Below are 26025 nucleotides of genomic sequence, written 5' to 3'. Positions count from 1 at the left end.
TAAAGATATAGTAATTAAACCTCTTTTATAGCTTCAACGCAAGCAAAAGTTGCTATTTTTAGTATTTCATTAGCTGTTGCTGCAGCTTGAAGTATTTGAACGGGTTTTTCAAAACCGTTTGTTATAGGACCTATAAAGCTGTTTGACGAAAATTCTTGTAACAACTCAGTAGAAATAGCAGCTGAATTTAAACCAGGCATAATTAATACATTTGCAGATCCTGATAATCTACAAAATTTATATAATTTACGTACATCACCATCTAAAGCCACTTTAACCGACATCTCTCCGTCATACTCAAAATCTACCTTCATGCCGCTCAGCTCTTCTTTGTCCTTGCTAAAATTATCTAGTATATTTACTGCTTCACGAATACGAGCTGTTTCTGCCTTAGAAGAATTACCGAATGTTGAAAAAGAAAGAAGTGCAACACGAGGCGTGATTCCCATATTTTTAGCAATTTCTGCAGTTTGGGTTGCTATTTGTGCAAGTTCCCAACTGTTTGGATATTCTGTAATACAATTATCGGCAATAATAATATTATTATCTTTAGCAATCATAATTGAATAGCCAAGGATGCTACGATTAGTTTTTGGTGAAATGACTTTCATGATATCTTCTAAACTATCGATATAACTTTGCGTAACACCGGTTAGAAGAGCATCACCGTCACCGCATGCTAACATACAAGCAGCGAAAATATTCTTATCAGTTTTAACAAGCTTTGCACAATCACGGTATAAATAACCTTTTCTCTGAAGTCTTTTATATAAATAATCAGTATATTTCTCTAAACTATCGCTTAAGGCCGCATTCATTATTTGAATTCCGTCTAAGCTAATATCTTGACCTATCTTTTTTAACATAGCCTCAATTCGTTCAACACGACCAATTATAATCGGATGACCGTATTTCTTGTCTCGCATCATAAGAGCGGCAGAAATTACTTCTTCTTCTTCACCTTCAGCAAAAACAATGCGTTTAAGCGGTGCATTATGAATTTTTTCAGCTAAGAAATTCATATAGTTAGCAGTAGGATTTAATCTGCTACCTAATTCTTTCTTATATTTACCTATACTAAAATCTTTAACCCTAGCAACGCCGCTTTCTATTGCAGCAACGGCAACCGCCGCTGCTACTACGGTAATTAAACGAGGATCAAACGGTACAGGAATGATATATTCCTTACCAAAAACCATCTTACGCCCTGAATAAGCTTTATACACCTCTTCCGGTACAGGTCTACGGGCTAAACCTGCAATGGCTTTTGCTGCAGCTATTTTCATTTCCGTATTAATAGTCTTAGCTCTTATATCTAATGCTCCTCTAAAAATATAAGGAAATCCCATAACATTATTAATCTGATTATTATAATCAGATCGCCCTGTTGCTATAATCGCATCATCGCGTACAAGTTTTATATCTTCCGGAGTAATTTCTGGATCAGGGTTAGCCATAGCAAAAATAATCGGATTACTTGCCATTCTACTCACCATATCTTTAGTTACTGCCCCTTTTACCGATAATCCTATAAATACATCAGCGTTATTTAAGCTTTCCGCTAAAGTTCTAAACTTGGTATCACTTGCATATAGCTCTTTCCATTTATTCATACCTTCTAGGCGTCCTTTGTAAACAACGCCTTTAGTATCACATACAATAATCTTTGATTTATCAGCTCCAAGAGCAATTAATAAATCAATGCAAGCAATAGCTGCTGCACCTGCTCCGTTAACTACGATTTTTAAGTCTTCAAGCTTGCGATTAGTAAGATACGCAGCATTTATTAGCCCTGCGGCGGTGATAATCGCTGTTCCATGCTGATCGTCATGAAAGACCGGTATATCCATTAAAGATTTTAATTTTTCTTCTATAATAAAACATTCCGGAGCTTTAATATCTTCAAGATTAATACCCCCAAAACTATAACTGAGATACTTCACGGCATTAATAAATTCTTCAGGGTCTTCCGTATTCACTTCCAAGTCAATTGCATCAATATCAGCAAATTTTTTGAATAGTACCGCTTTACCTTCCATCACCGGTTTTGAAGCGGCAGCTCCTAAATTACCAAGCCCAAGTACGGCAGTACCGTTAGAGATTACGGCAACTAAATTACCGCGAGCAGTATATTTATATACATCCTCTAAATTTTTAGCAATTTCAAGGCAAGGAGCCGCAACCCCTGGGGAATAAGCAAGTGATAAATCTTGCTGAGTAACTAAAGACTTTGTTGCAGAAATAGCGATCTTACCAGGCTTATCTTTTTCATGATATTCAAGGGCCTCAGCATAATTTATTTTATTCATTTCATCCATTTTAGAAATTCCTGTTTTATTTGTTTGTTTTAGTTTTTCGTCATTGCGAGCAGACGCAATAGGCATCGACGAAGCAATCTCAGGCAACATTCCTGAGATTGCCACGCTCCTTTCAGTCGCTCGCAATGACGTGGTAAATTCACCCCATTATATACATAATAATTGATATAGTAACTACCGAGAAAAAAGTAGTAAATGTTATAATCGACGCCATAGAATCAGGATCACCGTCAAGTTGACGAGATAAAACATAAGCCGTACTCGCACATGGAAGGCAGCTATATAATATTCCTACCGATCTATCTAATCCGTCAATAGACATTAACCATAGTACTACTACACTAACTAGAGGAAATACAACTAATTTAACAAAGCTTGTAAACATTACATTATGTAAAAGCTCTTGTCTAATAGTAAAATTAAGCCCTGCCCCAACATTTAGCATACCGATAGCTAAAGCGGCATTAGAAAGGCTATCTAACGTTTTCTTAAGCCCTAAATGTAATTCAAGATTTGAGTAATTAAAAACGAATCCTACTAAACTTGCGATAATTAACGGATTACGCACAATTAATTTCATCATTAAAACAAAACTAGTGCTAATAGTATTAGTAACGGATTTATTAGGGATATAATAAGCGAAAATCATTACCGATAAAATATTGGTAAAAATAATCATATAAGAAGAAATAATGGCAACGATTGAAAGCCCGCTAGAACCAAGCAAGGGGCTACTTACCCCAAAAAAAATGTAGCTATTATAACGAATCGATCCTTGAAAAATGGAAGTAAATTGGACTTTATCTATGTTGTATTTTTTTTGGTAAATTATAAGACCGATCGATACAAGAATAGTGGATATAATAAGAGCGACTACTAATTTAATTATGGGTGCAATGCTTAAATCTGCAGTAGATAAGTAACTAAACAACATGGCAGGAAATAGTACAAAATACGATAATTTCTCAATACCACGCCAAAATTCTTCTGAAGTTAACCATTTATTTTTGATAATACTACCAAGCAGCATAATTAAAAAAATAGGTAACGTACTACAAAAAATTTCATTCATGTGTTAATAGTTTTTATTTTAACGTCATTGCGAGGAGCGAAACGACGTGGCAATCTCGTCCAACTTCCTGAGATTGCCACACTCACTTCATTCGCAATGACGCTTAGATACCCATGCGGGAATGATATATAGGCTACAACTGCCCTTCAACCAGCTTTTTCATTTCCTGCACCCCGTAAAGCTTTATAAAAGTCCCAAGTCTTGGACCTTCATTCTGTCCAAGCAATATTTGATATAAATCTTTGAAGTAATCACGCAGATTTTCATATCCTGCTTTCATTCCTATATCATATATTGCTTTCTGAATTGCTTCAGCTTCGGTTTGATCAGCTATATCAGATAACATATCTAATATATCCTGCAAAATAACCTTATGCTTTTCAGAAGGAGATAAATATGATTTATGTGCTTTAATAAAGTCATTATAATATCTTATAGCAAATTCTGCTAAATGGTCAAGATAAGGGTTAGTATTTGGAGTTGCTTGTGGCTCATATTTGCTAATAAATCCCCAAAGCACCGATTTATCTGAAGGATTACACACAGAAGTAAGATTTAAAAGCAACGAATAGGTAATTCCAAAAGTCTCAATTTTCGGTACATTTCCGTGATGGATGTGATAAACGGGATTTGCAAAACGCTTTGCCCTGTCCTCTTCTAAATGATATTTCTTGTTAAAAGTAATATATTCATCAACATTTTTAGGAATTACATCAAAAAACAAACGCTTAGCTCTAGTCGGATTTTGATACATAAATAATGCCATACTTTCAACAGGAGCATATTTAAGCCAATCATCAATGCTAATACTATTACCTTTTGATTTTGATATTTTCTCACCATTTTCATCTAAGAATAACTCATAACATAACTGCACCGGCGGCTTTCCTCCTAGGATTCGGCAAATTTCCGAATAAAGACGAGCATTTGCCAAATGGTCTTTGCCGTACATCTCATAATCGACTTTAAGCGCAGCCCAACGCATACCAAAATCCGGCTTCCACTGTAATTTGCAATGCCCTCCCGTTACCGGTACTTCTATATAATTACCGGCTTTGTCTTTATACGTTACAGTGCCTGCTTTAGCATCCCATTTCTCTATAGGTACTTGCAGTACCTTACCTGTTTTCGGACATATAGGCATGAAAGGTGAATAGGTAGCCTTGCGCTCTTCTCTAAAAGTCGGTAGCATTAGCTCCATTATCTCGTCATATTTCTCAAGCACCATTATCAGCATCTCATCAAACATACCAGCTTTATAACAGTTAGTACTGCTATAAAATTCATACTCAAAGCCGAATTTATCAAGGAATGAGCGAAGCTTTGCATTCATATAATGCCCATAACTTTCATATTCACCGAATGTATCAGGGATAGAAGTAAGCGGCATATCCATATACTGTGCCACCATTTCAGGATTTGGGATATTGCTAGGTACTTTACGAAGCCCGTCCATATCATCGGAAAAGCAAATTAGTTTAGTCGGAATATCGGATAATTGCTCAAATGCTTTCTGTACCATCACCATACGGGCATTTTCACCAAAAGTACCAATATGAGGTAAACCTGAAGGACCGTAACCAGTTTCAAATAATACATACCCCTTCTCAGGAATTTGACCGTTTAAGCTATCTAATATCTTCTTAGCCTCAACAAAAGGCCACGCGTTTGACTTAATAGCATCTTCCCAAATTTCTGACATTGATTTTTCTTGCGCTTTAATTAATAATCAGTGACAATATACTAAATTTATTTATTTGTAAAATATCAAATTAAACGCCGTCATTGCGAGGAGAGAAGCGACGTGGCAATCTCATCAAACTTCCCGAGATTGCCACGCTCCTGGCAGTCGCTCGCAATGACATTAAGAACAAAAAAACCATGCCATTTAATACTATTATAAATTACATCAGAAAAGATAGCTATAAAGTTCTACATTTAGGACTAATTGCAATTTCTATAATAGCACTTTCTACCGCTTATATTGCTGAATATATATTCCATTATACACCCTGTCCTTTATGCGTTTACGAACGATTTCCCTATTTAACCCTAATCAAAATTTGCTTAACTGCTTTAATCATCCGACAGTTAAGTAAGTATAATTTAATATTCATTCTCCTAACTATCCTTAGCTCTTGTATATTATCAACCTATCATAGCTTCGTAGAAAGAGGCATAGTACAACCAAGTGCTCTTTGTTCATCAATGCTTCATATCCCGAAAGGCTTGTCTATACAACACATCAAACAAATGTTCTACTCGCAGCCAATCACGTCCTGCATGAAACCCGCCATCAAAATCTTTGGTATTTCTATGACAGAGTATAATCTACTCTTAAATATCGGTCTTCTAATCTGTTTACTCCTCGTTTGGTTTTATCCAAAATCTAATAAATAGTTAAAATTAACTATTAGATTGCAGAAATTCAAAATATTATGTATAATGCTCGCACGACAAAATAATATTTAAACATAAAGGAATATTTATATGATGAATCCACCAACAAATAATGCTAATTACAGACTTCCAAACGGTAGTACGGTTTTACATAATGCAGCAACGTATAGGGAATGTAAATAATGTTAGACTTTTACTTTCACAAGGTGCCAATGTTAATGCTTTAGATGCTAAAGGAAAAAAACTATAGATTATGCATCTAAACTAGAAATTAAAAAAAATACTAGCTGATTCCGCTAATGCACGCTCAGCACTACCTGAATTCAAAGCAGAACAAAAGCTTGCTGAGATGAAGAAAAATATTAAAAATGAGGATGATAAAAATAAAATTATCAACGGATTAATTATGAATCCTGAATTTTATTCTGATATAGATGATGTTACAAGAGAGAAATTAATAGAAAAACTTTTTAATTATAATTTAACGATAATAATCCAGTAATAGCTCCGGTAGCAGCACCGGTACCAGTAACAACCACTACTTCTACAGAAATCGCAGCAGAGGACAATGTACGTGCACCAACCCCTGAAATGTATGACACCTTAATTGAAGCTGAAGAACCGTACACCGTTTAGTATAGCAGCCTCAGCTGGAAATGCAAATATTGTTCAAAAATTAATTGAGCAAGGTCATAATGTCAATGCTAAGGATAGCAAGGAAATACGGCATTATTTTATGCAAGCACTAAAGAAATAGCTAAAATTTTATTAGACAAAGGGACAAGTTTTGAAGTTGAGCATAAATATCTATACTCACCTATACATTATGCGGTAACAATAGGAAATAAGAAGCTTTTTACTTAAAAAAAATGTGGATGTTAATACTAAAGATGGCAAGGGACGTATACCTATACATTATGCAACTTATTCTAAACAGCACGAAATAACTCAAATTTTATTACAACCCGGCAGTGAAATTGATACAGTAGACAATTATGGCGGCACACCTTTGTTCTATTTGCTACTAAAGCATGAATCAGGTCAAAATAAAACGTTACTGGACTTCTTTTTAAATAATAACGTTAATCTTAAGATTAATGCGTGTGGTGAGTCAATTTTTAATCACGCACTAACATCAAGAGATAAATGGTTACTTGAGAAGTTAATATCTAAAAGTGCTGATATAGGACGACAAGGCGTTCTATTGCATAATCCATTCGATCACAGTATAGCAGAACTTGTAAAGATAGGTGTTGATAAAGAAAAGATAATTTATGCATTAAAAAATATAATTCTCATATTAATGAGCAATTCAAAATTAACACCATACAAAAATACTTGGGTGCAAAATCAGCTAACAATTATAAAGACATGGATGTTAATGATTATAATTATGATTTACCGGATGAAGAAGGGTTTGCAAAAAATACACACGAAAAATTATTCAAAGATGTTATGCAACGTCTTAACAACGGTGAAGATACAGATGGCATTATTAATACATTAATTGAGATTAGTATTAATGAAGATACAAGAACAGAGTTAATAGAAAAAGTTTTAAATTATAATGTTAATGATAATAATCCTGTAGCAGCTCCAGCATTAGTTACTCCTGTAGCAACCCCTATAGTAGTACCGGCTCCATCAACTTCAACAGAAGAAAAGTTATCTGAAGTGAAGACACACCTTACAATAGGGAAAATAAGGATGATATTATTAATTTCGTGCTTCTTTATCAGACTACTAACGAGAATGTAAAAAGTGAGTTAATAGATTATATCTGTGAATATTCTTTCGATACTGAATTAGCCGGACAGATAGGTGCAGATATTCAATTCTAATTTAAAATCTCTTTAAGTTCTTTTAAAGAAAAACCCGCTGGTTTTAGGTAGTCTAGTACTACCTTACCACTATCTAAGACTATAAGCCTTTTGCCGTAATTTACAGCATCTTCTAAATTATGCGTGATCATAACGGAAGTGATCTTATGTTTCTCTATAATCTCTGCTGTTTTTTTCATCACTTCCAAAGAAGCTTTCGGATCTAAATTTGCTGTATGTTCGTCTAGAAATAATATTTTAGGTGGATGAGCTATGATAAGTGCCAGCAGTATAATCTGCTTTTCTCCACCGGAAAATTTACCTAATGGCTGTGAAAGTAAAGGCAAAAAGCGTTTAGGCGCACCTGTAAGCTCTAACAACTCGCTACTTGCTAACCGTTCATTACTAGAGAATCTACTTTCCCACAAAATGATATTTTCTTCAAGGGTTAGCTCGGTAAATAGCCTCTCTTCAGCTTTTTGTGTTAATGTAACTAATGTAGAAGCTTTTTGTCCTTTAGGTATTTTATCGATTCTGACTTGATCTAGACACACTTTCCCGCTAGTAGGTTTTAAATAGCCGGCAAGTATTTTAGCTAAAGTAGACTTACCGCTACCGTTATGACCCAATATTACAACAAACTCTTCTTTAGCAATATTTAAAGTAGTTTCAGCAATTATAGGTTCGGTTCTTTCTTTAACTTTGAACTGTATATTTTCTGCATATAAATAAGGTTTCATAAAGCCTCTCTTTTTACAGAACTCAACGAAATAAACAATACTATACCTAAAATAAGCTTAAGATTTATGGGATCGATTCCAATTCGGAGTAAAAAGCCCAGAGCAATAAAGTAAAATAATAGACCTATCAAACAAGACAATATCTCTTTAAACACATTAAAATTATTAGCATGGATTAAAATATGACGCCCTATAACAATTGCACCAATACCGACTAGTGCCACCCCAAAACCCATATTAATATCGGCGAAACCATTTACTTGTGCAGATAAAGTACCGGTTAAAGCAGCCAAACAATTACTTATACTAAAACCGATAGTACGGTAAAGCTCAGCAGGTTTTCCTAAATTAATCAATAAATCTTTATTAAAACCAAAAGCACGAAGAAATAAACCGAGCTTACCTTTTAATAAAATTATAACTGAACATATAATAAGACAATTGATTATTACTAAAGGTATTAACCAATTTTCGCGATCTAATATAGATAATAGATTCGGCATACCAAGAACCGATATATTAGGACGCTGCATAATTTGTAAGTTAACCGAATAAAGCATAAAACTTGCAAGTATTCCGGCTATAAGCCCGTTAATGCGGTTATTCTTCTGCATAACACTAACTATACTGCCTATAATTCCGCCTGCTATTACGGCAAATATTAATGCAGGAAATAACCCAAATGAAAGGCTGCGGGCAAACACTGCCGCACCAAGTACATAAGTACCGTCTACGGTAAGATCGGTAATTTTGAGAATCCGATAACTTATATACATCCCTAAAATAAGCGGCAGCATTATTAAGGATTGCTCAAGAGCAGTAACTAAAATGTTCATGTTACTACTCTTCAAGTTCTTTACGCGCGAAAGGAAGTACGGATAAATTTTCTTTAGTAAGAATATCTTGTTTAACAAATGATTTAAGGTTAATAAATAAAGTTAAGTCTTTCATATCCCCAAATGGAATATCTTTCGGTTCTATTCCTTGTAAGATTTTTTTTGCCATTAAACCTGCTTCTACGCCTATTTGTTTCTCTTGTACTCCGACCGCAATAGTTGCCCCGCTAATTACCGAACCTTCATCGGAAGCAATTATCGGAATACGGCGTTTAAATGCTTCTTGCTTTAAAATATTAATCCCACTGACTATTAAATGATCTTTCAAAATTATAAAACTCTGCGTATTTTCAGGAGCATTTTTTACAGCCACAGGCATATCATTGAAATTTTGTATCATTACCGTGTGCAGAGAAATATTGTTTTTTCCAGCATATAATTTTAACATTTCTACTTCAGGTATAACTTTCTCGCTACTGCTATAAATTAAAGTGATATTCTGTAAAAAAGGTAATTTACTAATGGTGTCAGTGATTTTTATCTCATCGTTAACACCAGTAACTAAAGGTAGGTTTTTACTATTAATCATAGCAGCAGCACAAACAATCGGTTTATTTGTTATATGAGAAATAACAGTTTGGCTGGCTGTCGTGCCTATTGGAATTATTACATCAATATCCTGATCTGTTATTTGCTTTATAATGGCAAGTAAAATATTAGAATCAGCATGAGCATTTTTAACTATAATTTCTGTATCTATATCTTTTAGCGACTCTTTAATTCCTGATATAATCTCAGTCATTGCGGCATGTTCAAGTGGAACAATGACTGCTACTTTTTTTTGATCCGCATAAACTGCAGCTGTGATGAATAAAACAAAAAGAAAAGAAAAAAATTTTTGAAAAATATTAGAGATAAACATTTTCATACCCTGTTATAAGTTATAATTTAATACTCAAAATTTAAATTTGCATATAGCAAACACATAAACGCAAAAAATTATCTACGCCAACGCCAATTTTGTATTAAACTATTAACCTTTAAAGATATCATAAATATTTTTAACTGTAGAAATATAAAGTAAAGATAAAAAACTTAGCTTTCTTTGAATAGAAGCTAAATAGTCAAGAAAACTCTACCTTAGAGGCTATCTGTAAATAAGTTTTTAATTGGTAATTAAAGAGCTTTTTTTAGTGAAAATTGATAAGATTTTTGAAAGAATATTACTTTATATTTCAAAAAAGTCTTACAATTTGCGTAAAAAATAATTTAATTACCAATTAAAAACTTATTTACAGATAGCCTCTTAATTTTTAACGTTTAGCACTATTTTTAGATTATGTCAATACCAATAAATAGTACTAAAAAATTACTTGAGATAGCCTATACTTCGATGTAATGACCGCTTTTACGAAACGTTATTATTGCATAAAGTTGTTGCACGGCTACAAGCAACCTACTCGATGTCATCCCCGCATAACATTGTTGCGTGGATCGAAAAATGTATTTGGTGTCATACCGTGGCTTGACCACGGCATCCATAAAAGTAACTTTAAAATACTAAATTTTTAGTATTTTAAATTGGATCCCGCGATCAAGTCGCGGGATGACAGGGGTGGAATCGATCCACGCAGGAATGACCTAAACAAGCCATTAATCCTCTTAATGACGATTCAGTACCCATGCAGCAAGGCTTGCAAAATGAAAAAGGAATTCATTTATTAAACTATGCATTTTCTGTTTGTTCTAATACCGTTTGCCCTAGTAATTGCGATAGAACATCTTGACCTGCTTCAGTCCAACTTACAGGTGGCTCTTCGTTTGGTAAACCTGTACCATAACGATCATTAAATACTCTCACTGCTTGCTGAGTAAATTGATCAAATGTACTTGTGGATTCTACTCCATAACCATATTCTTTTAAATTTTCCTGTAAAGTATTAACTTTTTCTCCAGTACTATCAAGACTTAATAATAATTTACTCTTTTGCTCTTGCGTAGTCTCAAAATATCTACCAAAACCAGCTTCAGCTAATTCTTTCCAAGGAAATTTTGATCCAGGAGCTATATGAGCATTGCCTTCTCGGTTTACAGTTACTTCACCAAGACCGACTAAATCATGTTTTAAATCTAAATTTGGATATCTTTCTGTTACATCCTTAAGAAATTCTTTTAATTTCCCTATTTGCTCTTCAGGAAAATCACTTTTTGCATCATTAATAAGCATGACTCCAATACCAAACTTATTAACACCTACTTCTCCTTTCCAACTACTCTTGCCTGCATAAAAAGCTTGATCTGTTAAATCATTATGATATTCTTTTTGAGTCCCATCCTTATCAATTATGTAATGAACACTTGCACCTCGCTCATCCAATACTTCACGAACAGCCTTAATATCCTTGCTTACAGAATAAGTAATTACTACACAGGTAGGTTTTACTCCTTCCGGTCTTGGGGCCATATATTTACCATTTGGACTATTGGTATTACTAATACCGTTATTTTCAATAGCCTTACTTTTACTCATAACCTTCCTCCAATATATTTAATAATTGTTGACGGTTCAGAATTTACTAAACCTTAACAAAAATTAATACTTTGGTAATGCTAAGTCAATGAAAATTTAAATATTATTCACAAGGTATCGATACTGATCTGACACGTTCAATGATTATTTTTCTAATATTTGTAGTAAATGCTCTAGTTAACGATAAAAGTGCTCTTTCCATAGTCCTTGATAATTCTTTATAATCAAAAGAGACGTCATGTTCATATTGCCCTTCTGCTTCAGCAATATTATTTAAGAAATCACTTTCTATTTCTTTGAATAGATATTCAATTTTATTATTAGGAGTATTTTCATTGTCAGCTTTTAACTTTTCTTCTTCAGAACTATTAAAGAAATATTTTAAAGGCGTATTTAAAACTTTTGCAAAAACATATAACCTACTTATAGGTATATTACTTAAACCTTCTTCATATTTTTTAACTTGGAGAGCACTAATATCGAAAAAGCTTGCCCTAATTCTTTTTGGATAATACCTACAGCAAGACGTCGTTCTTTTAAACGTTCACTTGCGAGTTTGTCTGGATGTTTTATTGAATCATTCATTTTAACAATAAGCTTTAATTAAAAATTAATTATTAATAGAGGCTATTCAACTTTTGGTTATCAAGAATCAAGGCTAATAAATAATTAATTAAAAGTATAAAAACGATAGGTAATAAAATAGTAAAATTACCGAATTGCGAGAATATAGTGGGAGAGATTAGTTTTTTAGGAATTAAACCTTGAGTATCATTTATTTCATTTAGATTTAGTTTTTTTATTGTTCTACCAAAAGGATCTACTATAGCTGAAATACCGTTATTCGCTACTCTAATCATAGGTAAACCGTTCTCTACGGCTCTACTTCTACTAATATGAAAATGCTGATATGGACCGCTGGATTTACCATACCATGCATCATTTGTAATATTAATTATTACATCGGCTATTTCATTATTCGTCCGTACAAAATCAGGAAAAATAGATTCATAACAAATTAAAGGTTTAATTTTAAGATTATATTTTTCAAGATAAACAAGCCCTCCGTTTCCTTCTTTATAATCAATTAAACCATGAGTTAATTTTTTAAACGGTAGTATCTTTTTAAGGGGCATATACTCACCGAAAGGTACTAAATGTGATTTATGGTATTCAAATAATTTATGATTATTTTTATCAAGAGCATACATAGCTGAGTAAAGTTCAAACTCATCACCTTGTTTTTTATTATCCGAAATTCCTCCTGTTATCAAAATAGCATTTGTAGAATTTAGCATTTTTAATAATTTTGATTTAACTTGCGGTATATCATCAGGTACTACTAATGCTGCCTCAGACCAAATAATTAAATCGGTAGGTTCCAAATTTTCCGATAAATTAATATGTAGCATTAAATTATGCCAAAATTCTTCTTCATTCCATTTTTCGGTTTGAGGTATTGAAGGTTGCACTAATCGTACTTTTATATCAGTGAAATTTGTATGGTTATTACTTAGCCTTACTGCTCCATAAATGACAATGATGGTTAATACTAGGACTGAACTAGCTAGTAATATTTTTAACTGAGTAAATTGCTTGCTAAATAAAGGATAAGCTGATGTAGAAATATATATAACTATAAAACTAAGCCCATATATCCCTATTATACTTAAAGGCTGTATTAAAATATCTGAAAACGAAAAAGCATAACCAATCAAATTCCAAGGAAGACCGGTAAAAATCCATGAACGTACCCACTCAAATAATACCCAACATAAACAGAATATAAATTGGTAATATTTATTATTTTTAGCAAAAAAACTAAGCGTGCAGCTTGCCGATATAAAGTAAGCTAAAACTATAGGTAGTCCAAATAACGCAAAAGGAATTGCCCACCAAAAATCTGCAATATAAACGCTAACACCGATACTTATCCAATATATTCCACTTAAAAAATGCCCAAAACCGAATAAATAACCAAATTTTGTGGCTTCTTGCCAATTTTCGGATTTTTGAACTATATAACATAAGTAAGATAACGTTAATAATGCCGGTATAAAGAAAGTCGGAGCAAAAACTAAACCGCTTAATATCCCTAGCAGTAAACATATGATTTTAGGTTTATTCATTTTTATCGATTATTTGTTTACAAAATAATACATCATGCTATCATTTCAGCAAGTTTTAATATAATGAGTAAATAAATGACTACAGGATTACTACAAGAAAAAAAAGGCTTAATTACAGGTATTGCAAATAATATGTCAATATCGTGGGCGATTGCACAGCTTGCTAAAAAACACGGAGCAGAGCTATGGTTTACTTATCAATCGGGAGTACTAGAAAAACGAGTTAAACCACTTGCTGAGGAAATAGGTTGTAATTTTGTTAGCGAACTTGATGTTACGAAGCCAAAATCAATTAGTAATTTATTTGATGATATAAAAGAGAAATGGGGTAGCTTCGATTTCTTACTTCACGGTATGGCTTTTGCCGATAAAAATGAATTAAAAGGACGTTATGCTGATACTAGCTTAGAAAATTTTCATAATTCTTTACATATATCATGTTACTCTCTTTTAGAACTCTCAAGGTCTGCAGAAACCTTAATGCATAACGGCGGAAGCATTGTAACATTAACTTACTACGGCGCTGAAAAAGTTATACCTAATTATAACGTTATGGGAGTAGCCAAAGCTGCACTTGAGGCTAGTATAAAATATCTAGCAAACGATATGGGAGAAAATAATATTAGGGTAAATGCTATTTCGGCAGGACCTATCAAAACTTTAGCATCTAGTGCAATAGGTGATTTTAGTACTATGCTTAAATCTCACGCTGCAACCGCACCGTTAAAACGTAATACTACCCAAGAAGATGTAGGAGGAGCAGCAGTATATTTATTTAGTGAATTATCTAAAGGTGTTACCGGTGAAATCCATTATGTAGATTGCGGTTATAATATTATGGGAAGTAATAAATTATAAATTATTGTAGGGATTAATGTCATTCCCGCAAAAGGCTTGCTTGTGTAGACCAATAAAATCCACTGTGTCACCCCGTGGCTTAACCACAGGGTCCATAAAAACAATAAAAATACTAATAATATTAGTATTTTAAGCTAGATCCCGTGAATAAATCACGGGATGACAACTGTATTTTTCAAGTCACACAACAAAATCATCACAATCCATGATTTCTTTTTTTGAGGTGTTCAGGTTTTGGAGGAACAGGCGGTTTTTTAGATTTTGCCTGAACCTTTTTAGCCTCTAACGGCAATGCCAGATTATTGAATCTATTTAACTCTTTTGCGATTTGTTTTAACTGTTCTTGTACTTCTATCTTTAAAGGAGTATGAGAATTTTTCATTTCACTATTTATTATTGTACCTATTTTCTCAAGATTTTCTTTAGAAATAGAATATGATTTTATACCTATATAATTAACAATCCTTGACCACCAAGTTTGTCCTTTATCTAATCCTTGATATATTACATCTACTAAATCATTTTTTTTGAATGTTAATATATAATCAGAAGTTCCTTCTAAAGATTTAGATAAATGCCTTTTTATTTCTCCTTGTCTCTTATCTTCAATATTTACTTTTTTGTCTTTCTTGAGTTTTGTTATTGCTTTTTCAATTATTGAAGATATCTTAGTTTCTTTTCCTTCATGTGCTTTATTGTCTAAATTTTCTTTGGTATTAAAATTTATATTAGTTCCTATTTTAGCATCTACTAATTGTTTAGCATACTTACCGTTAGGATCTTGTATTTCTCGCTCTATCTCAGCAGATTTTAAACCTAATTTTGTATATATATCTGATTCTCGGAAAAGTGGAGCATATAATAAAAAATTAATACTTTGAGCTATTCTACTATCTATCAAATCTTTAGAATCTCTTTTGGGATAAAATTTTTCTTGTAAAATACTATAGTGATCTAATATTTCCTGTGTTATATCTTTTACATCAAGAGATTGTAATTCTCCTTTATCATTAAATTTTGCTTTCATACCTGAGCGTTTGGCTTCCAATAATAATATTTCTTGAAAAACTTTATTATTAGGAGTACGACAAACGAAATTAGGATCGTTATCCGGCATTAATTCATTTGCATTTTCCATTATTGCTTGATTGAGTTTATGTAATTGCTCTTTATTAAGTTTTGTATCTAACAAACTTATAAAAGCTTCTCTTTGTTTTTGCTTACTTGCAGTACTAAAAGCCTGCTGCATCTTTTGCAAAACAACAAAATCAAAATTTTTGTTACCTATTTCTTGGATAACTAAATTTGCTAAATTTTTTGTTTCAGTATTCACTGTTTCTTTTTATTTTTTGTAGCCATATTTAGTATTAATCTCACTTATAATTATTTAAATATTAATGATAGATTAAATTAATTTCTAGATGTTACTATATTTATAATCAAAACTTTAAAACAGTATCTAGCAAGTCATACTGGTTCTGAGCTATTACCCAAAATTTCTATTGTTTCTATTGTTTCATTATGCGATTGACTATGCATTACTAAATCTAAAATATTTGAAGATGCTAAATTGCTAATATAAACACCTTGTACATCATTTAATACATAATCAACCACTAATAATTTAGAATCAGCAGAAGTTCCATATAATGACATTTTTGCCTCAAATAATTTTTTAAATATATCTAATTCCAATAATTCTTCACATACAGCATGTTCTTTAATATCTCTACTTACAAATAAACTCATTATGCTTCGTGCTAAACTATTTTTAATATAAAAGCCTTTTAAGCATTCAATAAAATGTTCAAAAAAATTTAGTTCTTCAAAAGGAATGTTGAAATCAGGTAATAATTCTTGATATAATTTTTTCTGCAATTCCTTTTTTTCAATTAGTTCTTCAAAAGGAATGTTGAGATCAGTGAACAATTCTTGATATAATTTTTTCTGCAATGCCTCCTCCTCAAATTTTTTCAAATAGAAATTATCAATTAATAGCTTGTAAAGCTCAAGTATCACACTAGGAAAGTGAATTTTCAAAGTTCCTTTTTTATCAATTTCTACAGTAAACCTGTTTTCTTTTGCTTCTAAATATACTAGCTCTCGAAATATATTATCCTCTTTTGTTCTACGAAGTAAAAAAGCTGTATCTTTAGAATCAACTAAATCTAAAGCATGTTTCATTATTGTTGCATTAAGCTCATGTAACATATTGTTAGATATCACCTCTTCTGCATCTGCTAGAAAAGATTTTTTATCATTTATTTTTAATTTTCTTAAATTTTCTAGAACTTCTAAAGTTATTTCTCCTTGTTGAATTTTTTTAAGTAACTCATAATAGTTGCTAAATTTTACTTCTTGATTTTTGCATCCTAACCCGGAATAAACATTGCATCCTGATTCTTGCTTTTGAGCTAATCCAGGATATTCTTTTTCAATTTCTCTAGGTTGACTAATACAAGAGCTCATAATGTCTTTTAGCTTCATATAATTTATTCCTTACATTTAATAAGGAATATTATATTTAGTTAAGAAATATTAACAAGTACTTTATAGCAGATTAAGATAAATTAATTTTTATTGAGAGGATGATGCAACAATGCTTTTTTGAGATGATTAGTTTGAAGATGAGTATATATTTGGGTAGTAGATATATCAGCGTGACCAAGCAGCTCTTGAATTACTCTTAAGTCTGCTCCGCCCTCAAGCAAATGACTTGCAAAACTGTGACGTAATATATGCGGAGAAATATACTCAGGGTTAAGTCCTGCATAAAGGGCAGCAGATTTTAACAGAATAGCAAAATTTTGCCTAGTCATATAACCCGCTAAAGCTGATGAAGGAAATAAATAAATTAGATTTCTTGGTTTAGCTTTATTCACAAAAACACCTCTAATTGCAAGATATTTAGCAATACTGATAACTGCCTGTTCATTTATTACTATGACTCTTTCCTTATTACCTTTACCAAGTACCGAAAATATTTTTCTTACTTCTCCTTTAGACGTTTTATTAGTCAGAATATCAGCAAGCTTAAGACTAACAAGCTCCGAGACTCTAAGACCGCTAGCATAAAGCAAATGAATCATAGCATTAAGCCTGATACCTTCAGGAGAATTATCTTGAGAGCAATGTTCAAGTAACGATTTAATTTGAGCTATAGATAATATTTCGGGAAGTTTATTTTGATATTTGGGCAAATCTACGTTAAGAACCGGATTAAAAACGGTATGGTTTTCGCTAATTAAAAATTCATAATAACTTTTTATAGTTGAGATTTTTCTGTTGATTGAGCGTGCTTGCAAATCATTACTTGCTAGATACTCAATCCAGTCTCTAATATTCTCAGTAGTAATATTTAATTCGGATAATTTTTGTTTAGCAAGATAATTTTGAAAATCGAATAAGTCACGCTTATAGCTAAGTATAGAATTTTTTGACAATGCTCTCTCGGCTAAAAGCATTTCTAGGAATTGCGCAATAAATTCCATAAGATGTTTTAATTTCTATAATGGAGGCCAGGGTCGGAATCGAACCGACGAATAGAGGATTTGCAGTCCACGGCATTACCACTTTGCTACCCAGCCTAATCAGTGTCATACCACAATCCTATGTCATTCCTGCGAAAGCAGGAATCCATAAACGGATAATTGTATTTTTACTGGATTCCCGCTTTCGCGGGAATGACATAAATACTACCAACATCCATACAAAAAAGCAACTACTTTTATATTAAACTCCTAATCCTTGCAGGATATTTAAACGATTTATCCTTCATACAATTCAAGAACTGGCTAACTGAATCTACTATATCGTCATTTTTAATATGGGGAAAATTCAGTAATTCCTTTAAAATTATGCTTGATTGTTTAGGTATTAGAACACTAGCTGATTGAAATAAGGAACTACCGAGGCGAATCTTTATCAAAGCTTGGCTTAATCCCTATCACTCTAATATTACCACCTAAAAATCCTATATCTTGAATCAATTGTTGACCACTTGCTTTATCTTCGATTAATATAAATTTTGGCTGATATTCTCTAGCTAATTTTTCCGTCAAATTCTTAAGCTCAGGATAATTAATTTTTTTCCGTACTAATGATACTAGATAATATTTCTGTTCAAGAATCTCCCATATATTACAAACACTATAACCGGAATCTTCAGAACTCTTAATTGCCGTATCCCAGCTTTGCACAAAATAATCAAATCTTGAAGGTAGATTTTCATAAAATCTAATATCTTCCATATGCAGTAACGATGACCTTTGTGCTATCGGTTCTTGTAAATATTGAGCATTATCATTATAGCTACCTATTTCCTGCTCTAATTTCATTAAACAATCAGGAGGTTCTTTATAGCTGTCTAATAACTTTACCACTAAGATATTGATATTCTTTATTCATTAATTTAAAGGAGTAATCTTGAATGCTAATCGCCGGAATTTTTAAATGATGCCATGAATTGCTATTATTAAGTAGATAACCGGATAAATCATCCGTATGCAGACGCTGCATAACTAAAACTATCGCTCCCTTATTACGATTATTTAGTCTGCTAACAAAAGTTTGCTCAAACCAATCTATAAACTTTCTTACGTATTTTATAAGAATGAATTTGCGTGGGGTTATGAGGATCATCAATAATTAAGATATCACCGCCCTCACATGTTGCCGATCCTCCAACCGATGTTGCAAATCTAAAGCCATTAGCTGTCGTTAAAAACTTACTTTTTTGATTATGGGGTTTACTAAGGATAGTACTTGGGAAAAGTTCTTTATACCAATCAGAATTTAAAATGAACTGACAATCTAGTGAGTGTTTAATGCTAAGTATTTGAGAATAGCTGGCCACCATAATCCTTTGGGTAGGATTAACCCCCAATAAATAAGCAGGCCAAGCAACGCTAACACAAATAGATTGTAGTTGGCGGTATATTAATTATTAAACGATTAATATCACCGCTTTGCACGGCATTTAAATAATCGGTAATTATTCTTATATGCTTACTTGGATAATACTCCGCTCCAGGATTAATAGTATTAAATACCTTAATTATAAAACTATGAAAATCCTGTCGTAAAATAGAATTTAAGAGTTCTTTAGAGTGGAGCATATTGTACCTACATCGTCATTGCGAGGAAAAATTGTAAGTTTTGACTAAGCAATCTCAGGCAAGATTCCTGAGATTGCCACGCTCCTTGAAATCGCTTGCAATGATCTTAAAATCTTATCATAAATTATCATTGCCATTAATCCCCTATAGTATATAATTTTGAAAAATAATATATTTATCTATGAAATTACTAAAAATTATTTTTATCATTACTATATGCATTAATTTTCCTATATTCGCAGAAAATTTAGAGTCGGTTACTACAACCGAAGATATTGAAAATGACGTATTTATCCCTCTTGATGAAAATCATCCTATTTTAAATCCAAACGATAATATTAATGATAGTTCTGAGTTTAAAAATTATACAAATGGCAAAATTATTGCTCTAAATAACATTACTGCTACTTCTGAAGAGATAGATTTGAAAGTCGGGGAAGAAAAATATTTCGGTAATATAAAAATCAAATTGCACAAATGTATAAAAAACCTTGATCCATATAATGAAGATAATTATTTGTTGATGACCATAACGGAATATAAAATAGACGAAGATCCTAATTTACTCTTTCAAGGATGGATGATTTCTTCAAGCATTTCACTTTCAACGTTTGAACACCCAATATACGAAATTTTTGCTAAAGATTGTTTTTAGATGCAATATTTAATTTCAAGTTTAATATTTTTAATTCCAAGCCTTGGGATGCTGGCGGGCTTATCCGCTGCAGCTACTGTTACAATTTTTTTGCTTATATCATTCCTGCGCGGTATTAATCGTCATTGCGAGCGACTGAAAGGAGCGTGGCAATCCAGTAACAATGTCATACCGTGGCTTGACCACGGTATCCAAAAAATAAAAAAAGACTGGATCCCACTACAAGCTCACGGGATGACAATGTTATTCACCGCTTGGTGCTTTATATCTTGTTTATGCGCAATTCATCTTATTAATAGCTTAGCTACTTTTACTCAAGTTTTTATACTCTTATTTCTTGGCTTTGCAGTTAGTAATTCTGCTCCTTTTCAAAATCGCTTACAGCTTAAAAAAGCCTTAATATTCGGAATTCTCACAGCAATATTATTATTCTTCATCGAATATTCTTCTAATGGATTTTTAACAAGAATATTCAAAACTAGTTTTGGCTTATATATGCTAGATCGTGGTTGTGCTTTACTTTCAATTACCGCTTGGGTAGCGATTATAATTTTACTTTCTAACGGTAAAAAACGACATACCTTAATGCTATATATATTAGTACTTTATTTACTAAGTATTTCCGATAGTTTAGCAAGTTTTTTAGGCTTCGGTATAGGAGGAGTAATATTTATTTTAACAAGATTTATGAAGCCGATATTTTTCAAATTAATCGCAATAAGTTTAATTACCGGCTCGTTACTATTTCCTGTGATAGCTAAACAAATAGAACCACAAGATTTATCTGAAAAATATTTAGCTACACAACCTTCCGCTGCTCATCGTTTATTTATTTGGCATTTCGTCGCAAACAAAATCATTGAAAAGCCGATTTTAGGCTATGGCTTAGCTTCTTCTAAATATATCGAAGCTGGTGATAGTGAAATGATCGATTACAACGGAGAAAAATGGCATCCTTTGCCGCTTCATCCTCATAATAATATATTACAAATTACTCTTGAACTCGGTATAATAGGTTTAATATTATTTTTATGCTTAGTTTATAAATATCTCAAACAAATTAGTAATCTCGAAAATAAAAATTTCAAGGCAATTTCCTATGCATGTTTTATAAATTACTATATTATCGGCATGATTTCATATAATATTTGGCAAATATGGTGGATATCAAGCGGTATTTGGGTACTAGTTTTAATGAAGCTACTAGTTAAACCTGATATTGTCATTGATAATTGATGCTATTTGAGGTAAATATAGAGTTAAGTGTCATTAAATCTACGTCATTGCAAGCAGCCGTAGGCTGCGTGGCAATCTCATCAAATATCCTGAGATTGCTTCGTCGCATTACTGTGCAATTCTTCTCGCAATGACGGAACAATATAATAAAAAACATATGCTACAAAACTCTGAACTTTTACAAGAATATCTACCGATTGCTATATTTTTCGGTATTGCGGTATTGGTTTCCGGTTTAATAATGATTCTACCTAACCTATTATCGACCAAAAAATATAATAAAGATAAGCTAGAACCTTATGAGTGCGGTTTTGAGCCTTTTAGCGATGCAAGATCAAAATTTGACATATGTTTTTACTTAGTTGCTATTTTATTTATTATCTTTGATCTTGAAATTGTATTTTTAGTGCCTTGGACTATTAGTCTTAATACGATAGGTAAAATAGGCTTTTTCTCAATGATGTTTTTCTTATTCGCACTTATTATCGGGTTCATATATGAATGGAAGAAAGGAGCTTTAGACTGGTAGTAATATGAAAAATAATTTTTATCAAGAAGACGAATTATTAAGTAATGAGCTTTCTAATAGAGGATTCTTACTCACTAAAGTTGATGACGTTATAGGCTGGGCGAGAGCTAATTCCTTATGGCCTATGACTTTTGGGCTTGCTTGTTGTGCTGTTGAGATGATGCAGGCAGCAACAAGTAGATATGATATGGATCGCTTCGGTATGTTATTTAGACCAAGTCCAAGACAGTCCGACCTTATGATAGTTGCAGGAACGCTTACTAACAAAATGGCACCAGCTCTACGTAAAGTATATGATCAGATGGCTGAACCTAAATGGGTGCTTTCAATGGGTAGCTGTGCCAATGGCGGCGGCTATTACCACTTTTCCTATTCGGTAGTGCGTGGCTGTGATAGAATCGTACCGGTTGACGTATATGTCCCTGGCTGCCCTCCTACCGCCGAAGCATTAATTTACGGGCTGATGCAGTTACAGAAAAAAATTAAACGCACTACAGGTTTTAAGTATGACGCTAGACAAACTCATTGAAAGACTTGCAGCTAAATCTAGCATTTTAATAACTCCGATCACGGTTAAAGATTACCTAGCTTATAAAATCGAACCGAATTTTTTATTGCCGTTTTTAAAAGCTTTAAAAGAATCGGAAGAATTACGCTTCACTTTACTTACTGATTTATTTGGGGCTGATTTTCCTCAGAATAACGTAGTCAATTCAGTTGGGCTTGGCCACAAGGAGCAAGACGCGAAGCCTATAACTAATAGGAGAACGACGAGCGACAATGTAGGCGAGTCCAAATCAATTGACTATAAAAGGTTTGAAGTAGTATATAATTTATTAAGCTTAAAATTAAATAAGCGTCTTATAATAAAAGTATATATATCTGAAAAAGAAACTATACCTTCAGCAATGAATATATTTAGTGCCGCTTGTTGGTATGAGCGTGAAGTTTATGATATGTACGGGGTAAATTTCGAGGGTAATGACGATAAAAGACGCATACTAACCGATTACGAATTTGAAGGGCATCCATTACGTAAAGATTTCCCGTTAACAGGCTATACACAAGTTAAATATGATGAGAAGCTAAAGAAAGTAGCTTATGAACCGGTCGATTTAGACATAGAATATCGTGAGTTTGATTTTAGCTCGCACTGGCATAGCCCGAGTTATGTATTGCCAGGTGATGAGAAGGCAACCGATTTCATTCCTGCGAAAGCAGGAATCCAGAAATAAAATGAATGTAATCCTGTGACTTGATCGCGGGATCCAGAAAAAATACAAAAGACTGGACCCCGTGGTCAAGCGAACTAGGTGACAGTAGGAAAAATACTATGACTAACAACACCAAAACTATAACTCTAAACCTTGGTCCACAGCATCCGGCAACTCACGGAGTTTTAAGGTTAATCCTTGAGATGGACGGGGAAGTAGTAAATAATGCCGACCCTCATATTGGGTTACTTCATCGTGGTACGGAAAAGCTTATTGAGCATAAAACATATTTGCAGGCTATACCATATTTTGATCGTCTTGATTATGTTTCGCCGATGTGTCAGGAACATGCATTTGCTTTAGCTGTTGAGTCGTTATTAGAATGCGAAGTCCCACGAAGAGCTCAGTTTATCAGGGTACTATTCTCAGAGCTAACAAGAATTTTGAACCATACTTTGAATATTGGCAGCCAAGCTTTAGATATCGGTGCTACTACTCCTTTATTATGGCTCTTTGAAGAGCGAGAAAAGATCATGGAATTTTACGAGCATGTTTCCGGCTCTCGTATGCATTCAAACTACTTTAGACCGGGCGGGGTTGCAGCAGATTTACCCGAAGGTTTACTTGAGGATATAGATAAGTTTATAGAACAGTTTCCTCCTAAACTTCACGATATTGAAAGTCTACTAAATGAAAATAGATTATGGAAACAACGTTTAGTAGATATCGGCGTTGCGTCTCAAAAAGAGGCAATGGACTGGGGGTTTTCAGGACCAATGCTTAGAGGTTCGGGTATAGCTTGGGATTTACGCAAGTCAAACCCTTATGACGTTTACGATGAAATGGACTTTAAAGTACCAATCGGCAAAAACGGTGATTGTTACGACAGATATTTCGTTCGTATGCTTGAAATGTACGAATCAATCAAGATAATCAAGCAATGTATAGAAAAAATGCCGAAAGGTGCAATTAAAACCGATGATCCTAAATTAACACCACCGACAAGAGCCAAAATGAAAGAATCTATGGAAGCAATGATTCATCATTTTAAGCTCTATACGGAAGGATATGACGTCCCAGCCGGCGAGACCTATAAAGCCGTAGAAGCCCCTAAAGGCGAATTTGGTGTATATTTATACTCGCAAGGAGGTAATAGACCTTATAGATGTCGTATTAAAGCACCCGGCTTTGCTCATTTGCAAGGACTAGATTTTATGTCTAAAGGTCATTTAATGGCAGATGTTATTACTATTATTGCAACGCTTGATATAGTATTTGGTGAGATAGATAGGTAATATATTTGTCATGCCGTGGGCTTGTACTTGTGTTGCTCTGTCATTCCTGCGAAAACAGGAATCCATAAAATAAAACTAAAAAACAAAAAATGTATTGGGTATATATATTATGCTCTAATAAGCATGGTACTTTATATATTGGTATTACTAATAATATAATAAGTCGTGCTTATGAACATAAACAAAAAATAATAAAAGGTTTTACCTCAAAATATAATATTATAAAGCTTGTTTATACAGAAGAATTTACTGATATTCAAGAAGCACTTACAAGAAAAAAACTTGAAAAAATGGCAACGTAGTTGGAAAATAGAACTGATAGAAAAAACTAATCCTAAATGGAAAGATTTAATTAAATAGTTCTACGGATTCCTGCTTGCGCAGAAATGACATAAAACTATACCGTACTAAAAATATATGAATACAAAAATTACAAATTTTACATTTGATAAGAAAAATTTAAATCTAGCAGAAGAGATTATAAAAAAATATCCACCGCATGGAAAAAGAAGTGCAATACTTCCGCTGCTTGATCTAGCACAACGTCAAAACGGCGGCTGGCTACCTGTTCCTGCTATCGAATATGTCGCAAATATGTTAGCAATGCCTTATATACGGGCTTATGAGGTTGCAACATTTTATACTATGTTTAACTTAAAGCGAGTTGGTAAATATCATATCCAAGTATGTACTACTACTCCTTGCTGGCTGCGTGGTAGTGATGATATAATGAAAATTTGCGAAAAGAAATTAGGTGTAAAACTCAAAGAAACTACTGAAGATCAAAAATTTACTTTAAGCGAGATAGAATGTTTGGGAGCATGCGTTAACGCTCCGGTCGTACAGATTAATGACGATTATTATGAAGATCTAAATCAAGAAAAAATGGGGGAAATAATAGACAAGCTTCAAAATGACTAGAATCTTATTATTATTACTTAGATTTTATCAATATTTCATTTCTCCACTACTTGGCAATAATTGCCGGTTTCACCCCACTTGTTCTGAATATGCCAAAGAAGCTATATCAATGCACGGCAGCATAAAAGGCTTGTGGTTTACCTTTAAAAGAATCATCAAATGTCAACCGTTTTGCGACGGCGGATATGATACCGTTCCAATCTCTATAAAAAATTCTAAACCACTTAATAAAAAAATATAAATTATGTTTATTGTAAACCTTAAATATACCTTAGGCTTAGATCTTTCTTCTGTTGAAAAATTTATTACGAAACATAGAAAATGTTTAGATACATGTTATGATAAAAGACATTTT

28 protein-coding genes, 1 tRNA gene and 4 pseudogenes are annotated in these 26025 nt (G+C 33.0%); 16 read left to right on the top strand and 17 right to left on the bottom strand.

Features of this window, described 5'->3' with window-relative positions:
* Positions 1-14 precede the first annotated feature (14 nt).
* From WSW_RS0100720 to WSW_RS0100710, 3 genes are all read right to left on the bottom strand, one after another.
* Positions 15-2318, bottom strand: coding sequence for an NADP-dependent malic enzyme (locus WSW_RS0100720; protein WP_029374919.1), 2304 nt, complete (start codon positions 2316-2318; stop codon positions 15-17).
* Between the two features lie 139 nt (positions 2319-2457).
* The gene (locus WSW_RS0100715; RefSeq protein WP_016916687.1) at positions 2458-3390 is read right to left on the bottom strand and encodes an AEC family transporter; all 933 of its coding nucleotides are present in this window, start codon (positions 3388-3390) and stop codon (positions 2458-2460) included.
* Positions 3391-3523: 133 nt separating this feature from the next.
* A complete protein-coding gene (locus WSW_RS0100710) occupies positions 3524-5092 on the bottom strand; it encodes a lysine--tRNA ligase (protein WP_016916686.1) in 1569 nt (522 codons plus the stop codon).
* Positions 5093-5271: 179 nt separating this feature from the next.
* Here WSW_RS0100710 and WSW_RS1000000110090 point away from each other — a divergent pair, with 179 nt between their 5' ends.
* The 6 genes and pseudogenes from WSW_RS1000000110090 to WSW_RS0100680 all read left to right on the top strand — a co-directional run bounded on the left by WSW_RS1000000110090 (position 5272) and on the right by WSW_RS0100680 (position 7548).
* Positions 5272-5790, top strand: a complete 519-nt coding sequence (locus WSW_RS1000000110090) for a disulfide bond formation protein B (RefSeq protein WP_016916685.1) — start codon at positions 5272-5274, stop codon at positions 5788-5790.
* Positions 5791-6139: 349 nt separating this feature from the next.
* On the top strand, positions 6140-6292 hold the full coding sequence (locus WSW_RS1000000112605; protein WP_004995953.1) for a hypothetical protein: 153 nt from the start codon (positions 6140-6142) through the stop codon (positions 6290-6292).
* 105 nt (positions 6293-6397) lie between these two features.
* A complete protein-coding gene (locus tag WSW_RS1000000114050; protein WP_238528411.1) occupies positions 6398-6547 on the top strand; it encodes an ankyrin repeat domain-containing protein in 150 nt (49 codons plus the stop codon).
* Positions 6514-6654: pseudogene (locus WSW_RS1000000114045) on the top strand (hypothetical protein); the annotation flags it as partial. The gene WSW_RS1000000114050 and the pseudogene WSW_RS1000000114045, both read left to right, overlap by 34 nt.
* A 7-nt stretch (positions 6655-6661) precedes the next feature.
* Positions 6662-6751 (top strand): annotated as a pseudogene (locus tag WSW_RS1000000113745) (ankyrin repeat domain-containing protein); the annotation flags it as partial.
* Between the two features lie 377 nt (positions 6752-7128).
* The gene (locus WSW_RS0100680) at positions 7129-7548 is read left to right on the top strand and encodes a hypothetical protein (protein ID WP_029374917.1); all 420 of its coding nucleotides are present in this window, start codon (positions 7129-7131) and stop codon (positions 7546-7548) included.
* A gap of 79 nt (positions 7549-7627) precedes the next feature.
* Here the strand turns inward: WSW_RS0100680 and WSW_RS0100675 are convergent, their stop codons facing one another.
* The 6 genes from WSW_RS0100675 to lnt form a co-directional block, all read right to left on the bottom strand.
* Positions 7628-8350: an ATP-binding cassette domain-containing protein gene (locus WSW_RS0100675; protein ID WP_016916680.1), complete on the bottom strand. Its 723-nt coding sequence runs from the start codon at positions 8348-8350 to the stop codon at positions 7628-7630.
* The gene (locus WSW_RS0100670) at positions 8347-9186 is read right to left on the bottom strand and encodes an ABC transporter permease (RefSeq protein ID WP_016916679.1); all 840 of its coding nucleotides are present in this window, start codon (positions 9184-9186) and stop codon (positions 8347-8349) included. The genes WSW_RS0100675 and WSW_RS0100670 overlap by 4 nt, the downstream gene beginning before the upstream one ends.
* Positions 9187-9190: 4 nt before the next feature.
* Positions 9191-10108 (bottom strand): ABC transporter substrate binding protein, encoded by a 918-nt coding sequence (locus WSW_RS0100665; RefSeq protein ID WP_016916678.1) that lies wholly within the window; start codon positions 10106-10108, stop codon positions 9191-9193.
* 804 nt (positions 10109-10912) lie between these two features.
* A complete protein-coding gene (locus WSW_RS0100660; protein ID WP_016916677.1) occupies positions 10913-11716 on the bottom strand; it encodes an N-acetylmuramoyl-L-alanine amidase in 804 nt (267 codons plus the stop codon).
* A 438-nt stretch (positions 11717-12154) separates the two neighbouring features.
* Positions 12155-12301, bottom strand: a complete 147-nt coding sequence (locus WSW_RS1000000111865) for a hypothetical protein (protein WP_167316239.1) — start codon at positions 12299-12301, stop codon at positions 12155-12157.
* Between the two features lie 32 nt (positions 12302-12333).
* The gene (gene lnt, locus WSW_RS0100650) at positions 12334-13845 is read right to left on the bottom strand and encodes an apolipoprotein N-acyltransferase (RefSeq protein ID WP_016916676.1); all 1512 of its coding nucleotides are present in this window, start codon (positions 13843-13845) and stop codon (positions 12334-12336) included.
* A gap of 75 nt (positions 13846-13920) precedes the next feature.
* Here lnt and fabI point away from each other — a divergent pair, with 75 nt between their 5' ends.
* On the top strand, positions 13921-14703 hold the full coding sequence (fabI, locus tag WSW_RS0100645) for an enoyl-ACP reductase FabI (protein WP_016916675.1): 783 nt from the start codon (positions 13921-13923) through the stop codon (positions 14701-14703).
* Positions 14704-14899: 196 nt separating this feature from the next.
* Here fabI and WSW_RS0100640 read toward each other — a convergent pair.
* The 8 genes and pseudogenes from WSW_RS0100640 to WSW_RS1000000112570 all read right to left on the bottom strand — a co-directional run bounded on the left by WSW_RS0100640 (position 14900) and on the right by WSW_RS1000000112570 (position 19820).
* Positions 14900-16062, bottom strand: a pseudogene (locus WSW_RS0100640) (DUF5410 family protein).
* A 108-nt stretch (positions 16063-16170) separates the two neighbouring features.
* Positions 16171-17190, bottom strand: coding sequence for a DUF5410 family protein (locus tag WSW_RS0100635; RefSeq protein WP_016916673.1), 1020 nt, complete (start codon positions 17188-17190; stop codon positions 16171-16173).
* An 83-nt stretch (positions 17191-17273) separates the two neighbouring features.
* Positions 17274-18194: a site-specific tyrosine recombinase XerD gene (locus tag WSW_RS0100630; protein ID WP_016916672.1), complete on the bottom strand. Its 921-nt coding sequence runs from the start codon at positions 18192-18194 to the stop codon at positions 17274-17276.
* 21 nt (positions 18195-18215) lie between these two features.
* Positions 18216-18290 (bottom strand) — tRNA-Cys (locus WSW_RS0100625).
* 318 nt (positions 18291-18608) lie between these two features.
* Positions 18609-19085: a phage terminase large subunit family protein gene (locus WSW_RS1000000112585; protein WP_016916671.1), complete on the bottom strand. Its 477-nt coding sequence runs from the start codon at positions 19083-19085 to the stop codon at positions 18609-18611.
* A complete protein-coding gene (locus tag WSW_RS1000000112580) occupies positions 19060-19221 on the bottom strand; it encodes a hypothetical protein (protein WP_238528410.1) in 162 nt (53 codons plus the stop codon). The genes WSW_RS1000000112585 and WSW_RS1000000112580 overlap by 26 nt, the downstream gene beginning before the upstream one ends.
* Before the next feature lie 55 nt (positions 19222-19276).
* Positions 19277-19561, bottom strand: coding sequence for a hypothetical protein (locus WSW_RS1000000112575; protein WP_238528409.1), 285 nt, complete (start codon positions 19559-19561; stop codon positions 19277-19279).
* A gap of 49 nt (positions 19562-19610) precedes the next feature.
* Positions 19611-19820 (bottom strand): hypothetical protein, encoded by a 210-nt coding sequence (locus WSW_RS1000000112570; RefSeq protein ID WP_016916670.1) that lies wholly within the window; start codon positions 19818-19820, stop codon positions 19611-19613.
* A 181-nt stretch (positions 19821-20001) separates the two neighbouring features.
* Between WSW_RS1000000112570 and WSW_RS0100605 the strand changes: the two genes are divergently transcribed.
* The 9 genes and pseudogenes from WSW_RS0100605 to yidD all read left to right on the top strand — a co-directional run bounded on the left by WSW_RS0100605 (position 20002) and on the right by yidD (position 25911).
* Complete coding sequence (locus tag WSW_RS0100605; protein WP_016916669.1) at positions 20002-20475, top strand: DUF2155 domain-containing protein; 474 nt, start codon at positions 20002-20004, stop codon at positions 20473-20475.
* On the top strand, positions 20476-21711 hold the full coding sequence (locus WSW_RS0100600) for an O-antigen ligase family protein (protein WP_016916668.1): 1236 nt from the start codon (positions 20476-20478) through the stop codon (positions 21709-21711). It begins immediately after the preceding gene.
* A 157-nt stretch (positions 21712-21868) separates the two neighbouring features.
* On the top strand, positions 21869-22240 hold the full coding sequence (locus tag WSW_RS0100595; RefSeq protein ID WP_029374916.1) for an NADH-quinone oxidoreductase subunit A: 372 nt from the start codon (positions 21869-21871) through the stop codon (positions 22238-22240).
* Between the two features lie 4 nt (positions 22241-22244).
* A complete protein-coding gene (locus tag WSW_RS0100590; protein WP_016916666.1) occupies positions 22245-22769 on the top strand; it encodes a NuoB/complex I 20 kDa subunit family protein in 525 nt (174 codons plus the stop codon).
* The gene (locus tag WSW_RS0100585; protein WP_016916665.1) at positions 22747-23475 is read left to right on the top strand and encodes an NADH-quinone oxidoreductase subunit C; all 729 of its coding nucleotides are present in this window, start codon (positions 22747-22749) and stop codon (positions 23473-23475) included. The genes WSW_RS0100590 and WSW_RS0100585 overlap by 23 nt, the downstream gene beginning before the upstream one ends.
* A gap of 98 nt (positions 23476-23573) precedes the next feature.
* The gene (gene nuoD, locus WSW_RS0100580; RefSeq protein ID WP_014273401.1) at positions 23574-24749 is read left to right on the top strand and encodes an NADH dehydrogenase (quinone) subunit D; all 1176 of its coding nucleotides are present in this window, start codon (positions 23574-23576) and stop codon (positions 24747-24749) included.
* Positions 24750-24838: 89 nt separating this feature from the next.
* Positions 24839-25109, top strand: a pseudogene (locus WSW_RS1000000108990) (GIY-YIG nuclease family protein).
* Positions 25110-25166: 57 nt separating this feature from the next.
* Positions 25167-25670, top strand: a complete 504-nt coding sequence (gene nuoE / locus WSW_RS0100570; protein WP_016916664.1) for an NADH-quinone oxidoreductase subunit NuoE — start codon at positions 25167-25169, stop codon at positions 25668-25670.
* On the top strand, positions 25663-25911 hold the full coding sequence (gene yidD / locus WSW_RS0100565; protein WP_012262333.1) for a membrane protein insertion efficiency factor YidD: 249 nt from the start codon (positions 25663-25665) through the stop codon (positions 25909-25911). The genes nuoE and yidD overlap by 8 nt, the downstream gene beginning before the upstream one ends.
* The last annotated feature ends 114 nt before the right edge of the window (positions 25912-26025 follow it).

The organism is Rickettsia honei RB (genome assembly GCF_000263055.1).
In the GTDB taxonomy this organism is placed as follows: Bacteria; Pseudomonadota; Alphaproteobacteria; order Rickettsiales; family Rickettsiaceae; genus Rickettsia; species Rickettsia rickettsii.
Note: the sequence above shows the minus strand (reverse complement) of the source record. Positions and strands in the feature narration are given on the sequence as shown.

Coding starts and splice junctions, on each gene's coding strand:
- nuoE (WP_016916664.1), top strand. CDS start 25,167: ATGAATACAAAAATTACAAATTTTACATTTGATAAGAAAAATTTAAAT.
- WSW_RS1000000112580 (WP_238528410.1), bottom strand. CDS start 19,221: ATGCAGCGTCTGCATACGGATGATTTATCCGGTTATCTACTTAATAAT.
- nuoD (WP_014273401.1), top strand. CDS start 23,574: ATGACTAACAACACCAAAACTATAACTCTAAACCTTGGTCCACAGCAT.
- WSW_RS1000000110090 (WP_016916685.1), top strand. CDS start 5,272: ATGCCATTTAATACTATTATAAATTACATCAGAAAAGATAGCTATAAA.
- WSW_RS0100670 (WP_016916679.1), bottom strand. CDS start 9,186: ATGAACATTTTAGTTACTGCTCTTGAGCAATCCTTAATAATGCTGCCG.
- WSW_RS1000000111865 (WP_167316239.1), bottom strand. CDS start 12,301: ATGAATGATTCAATAAAACATCCAGACAAACTCGCAAGTGAACGTTTA.
- WSW_RS0100585 (WP_016916665.1), top strand. CDS start 22,747: ATGACGCTAGACAAACTCATTGAAAGACTTGCAGCTAAATCTAGCATT.
- WSW_RS1000000112575 (WP_238528409.1), bottom strand. CDS start 19,561: ATGGTGGCCAGCTATTCTCAAATACTTAGCATTAAACACTCACTAGAT.
- yidD (WP_012262333.1), top strand. CDS start 25,663: ATGACTAGAATCTTATTATTATTACTTAGATTTTATCAATATTTCATT.
- fabI (WP_016916675.1), top strand. CDS start 13,921: ATGACTACAGGATTACTACAAGAAAAAAAAGGCTTAATTACAGGTATT.
- WSW_RS0100720 (WP_029374919.1), bottom strand. CDS start 2,318: ATGGATGAAATGAATAAAATAAATTATGCTGAGGCCCTTGAATATCAT.
- WSW_RS0100710 (WP_016916686.1), bottom strand. CDS start 5,092: ATGTCAGAAATTTGGGAAGATGCTATTAAGTCAAACGCGTGGCCTTTT.
- WSW_RS0100630 (WP_016916672.1), bottom strand. CDS start 18,194: ATGGAATTTATTGCGCAATTCCTAGAAATGCTTTTAGCCGAGAGAGCA.
- WSW_RS1000000112605 (WP_004995953.1), top strand. CDS start 6,140: ATGAAGAAAAATATTAAAAATGAGGATGATAAAAATAAAATTATCAAC.
- WSW_RS0100635 (WP_016916673.1), bottom strand. CDS start 17,190: ATGAAGCTAAAAGACATTATGAGCTCTTGTATTAGTCAACCTAGAGAA.
- WSW_RS0100675 (WP_016916680.1), bottom strand. CDS start 8,350: ATGAAACCTTATTTATATGCAGAAAATATACAGTTCAAAGTTAAAGAA.
- WSW_RS0100595 (WP_029374916.1), top strand. CDS start 21,869: ATGCTACAAAACTCTGAACTTTTACAAGAATATCTACCGATTGCTATA.
- WSW_RS1000000112570 (WP_016916670.1), bottom strand. CDS start 19,820: ATGCTCCACTCTAAAGAACTCTTAAATTCTATTTTACGACAGGATTTT.
- lnt (WP_016916676.1), bottom strand. CDS start 13,845: ATGAATAAACCTAAAATCATATGTTTACTGCTAGGGATATTAAGCGGT.
- WSW_RS0100600 (WP_016916668.1), top strand. CDS start 20,476: ATGCAATATTTAATTTCAAGTTTAATATTTTTAATTCCAAGCCTTGGG.
- WSW_RS0100715 (WP_016916687.1), bottom strand. CDS start 3,390: ATGAATGAAATTTTTTGTAGTACGTTACCTATTTTTTTAATTATGCTG.
- WSW_RS0100665 (WP_016916678.1), bottom strand. CDS start 10,108: ATGTTTATCTCTAATATTTTTCAAAAATTTTTTTCTTTTCTTTTTGTT.
- WSW_RS0100590 (WP_016916666.1), top strand. CDS start 22,245: ATGAAAAATAATTTTTATCAAGAAGACGAATTATTAAGTAATGAGCTT.
- WSW_RS0100660 (WP_016916677.1), bottom strand. CDS start 11,716: ATGAGTAAAAGTAAGGCTATTGAAAATAACGGTATTAGTAATACCAAT.
- WSW_RS0100605 (WP_016916669.1), top strand. CDS start 20,002: ATGAAATTACTAAAAATTATTTTTATCATTACTATATGCATTAATTTT.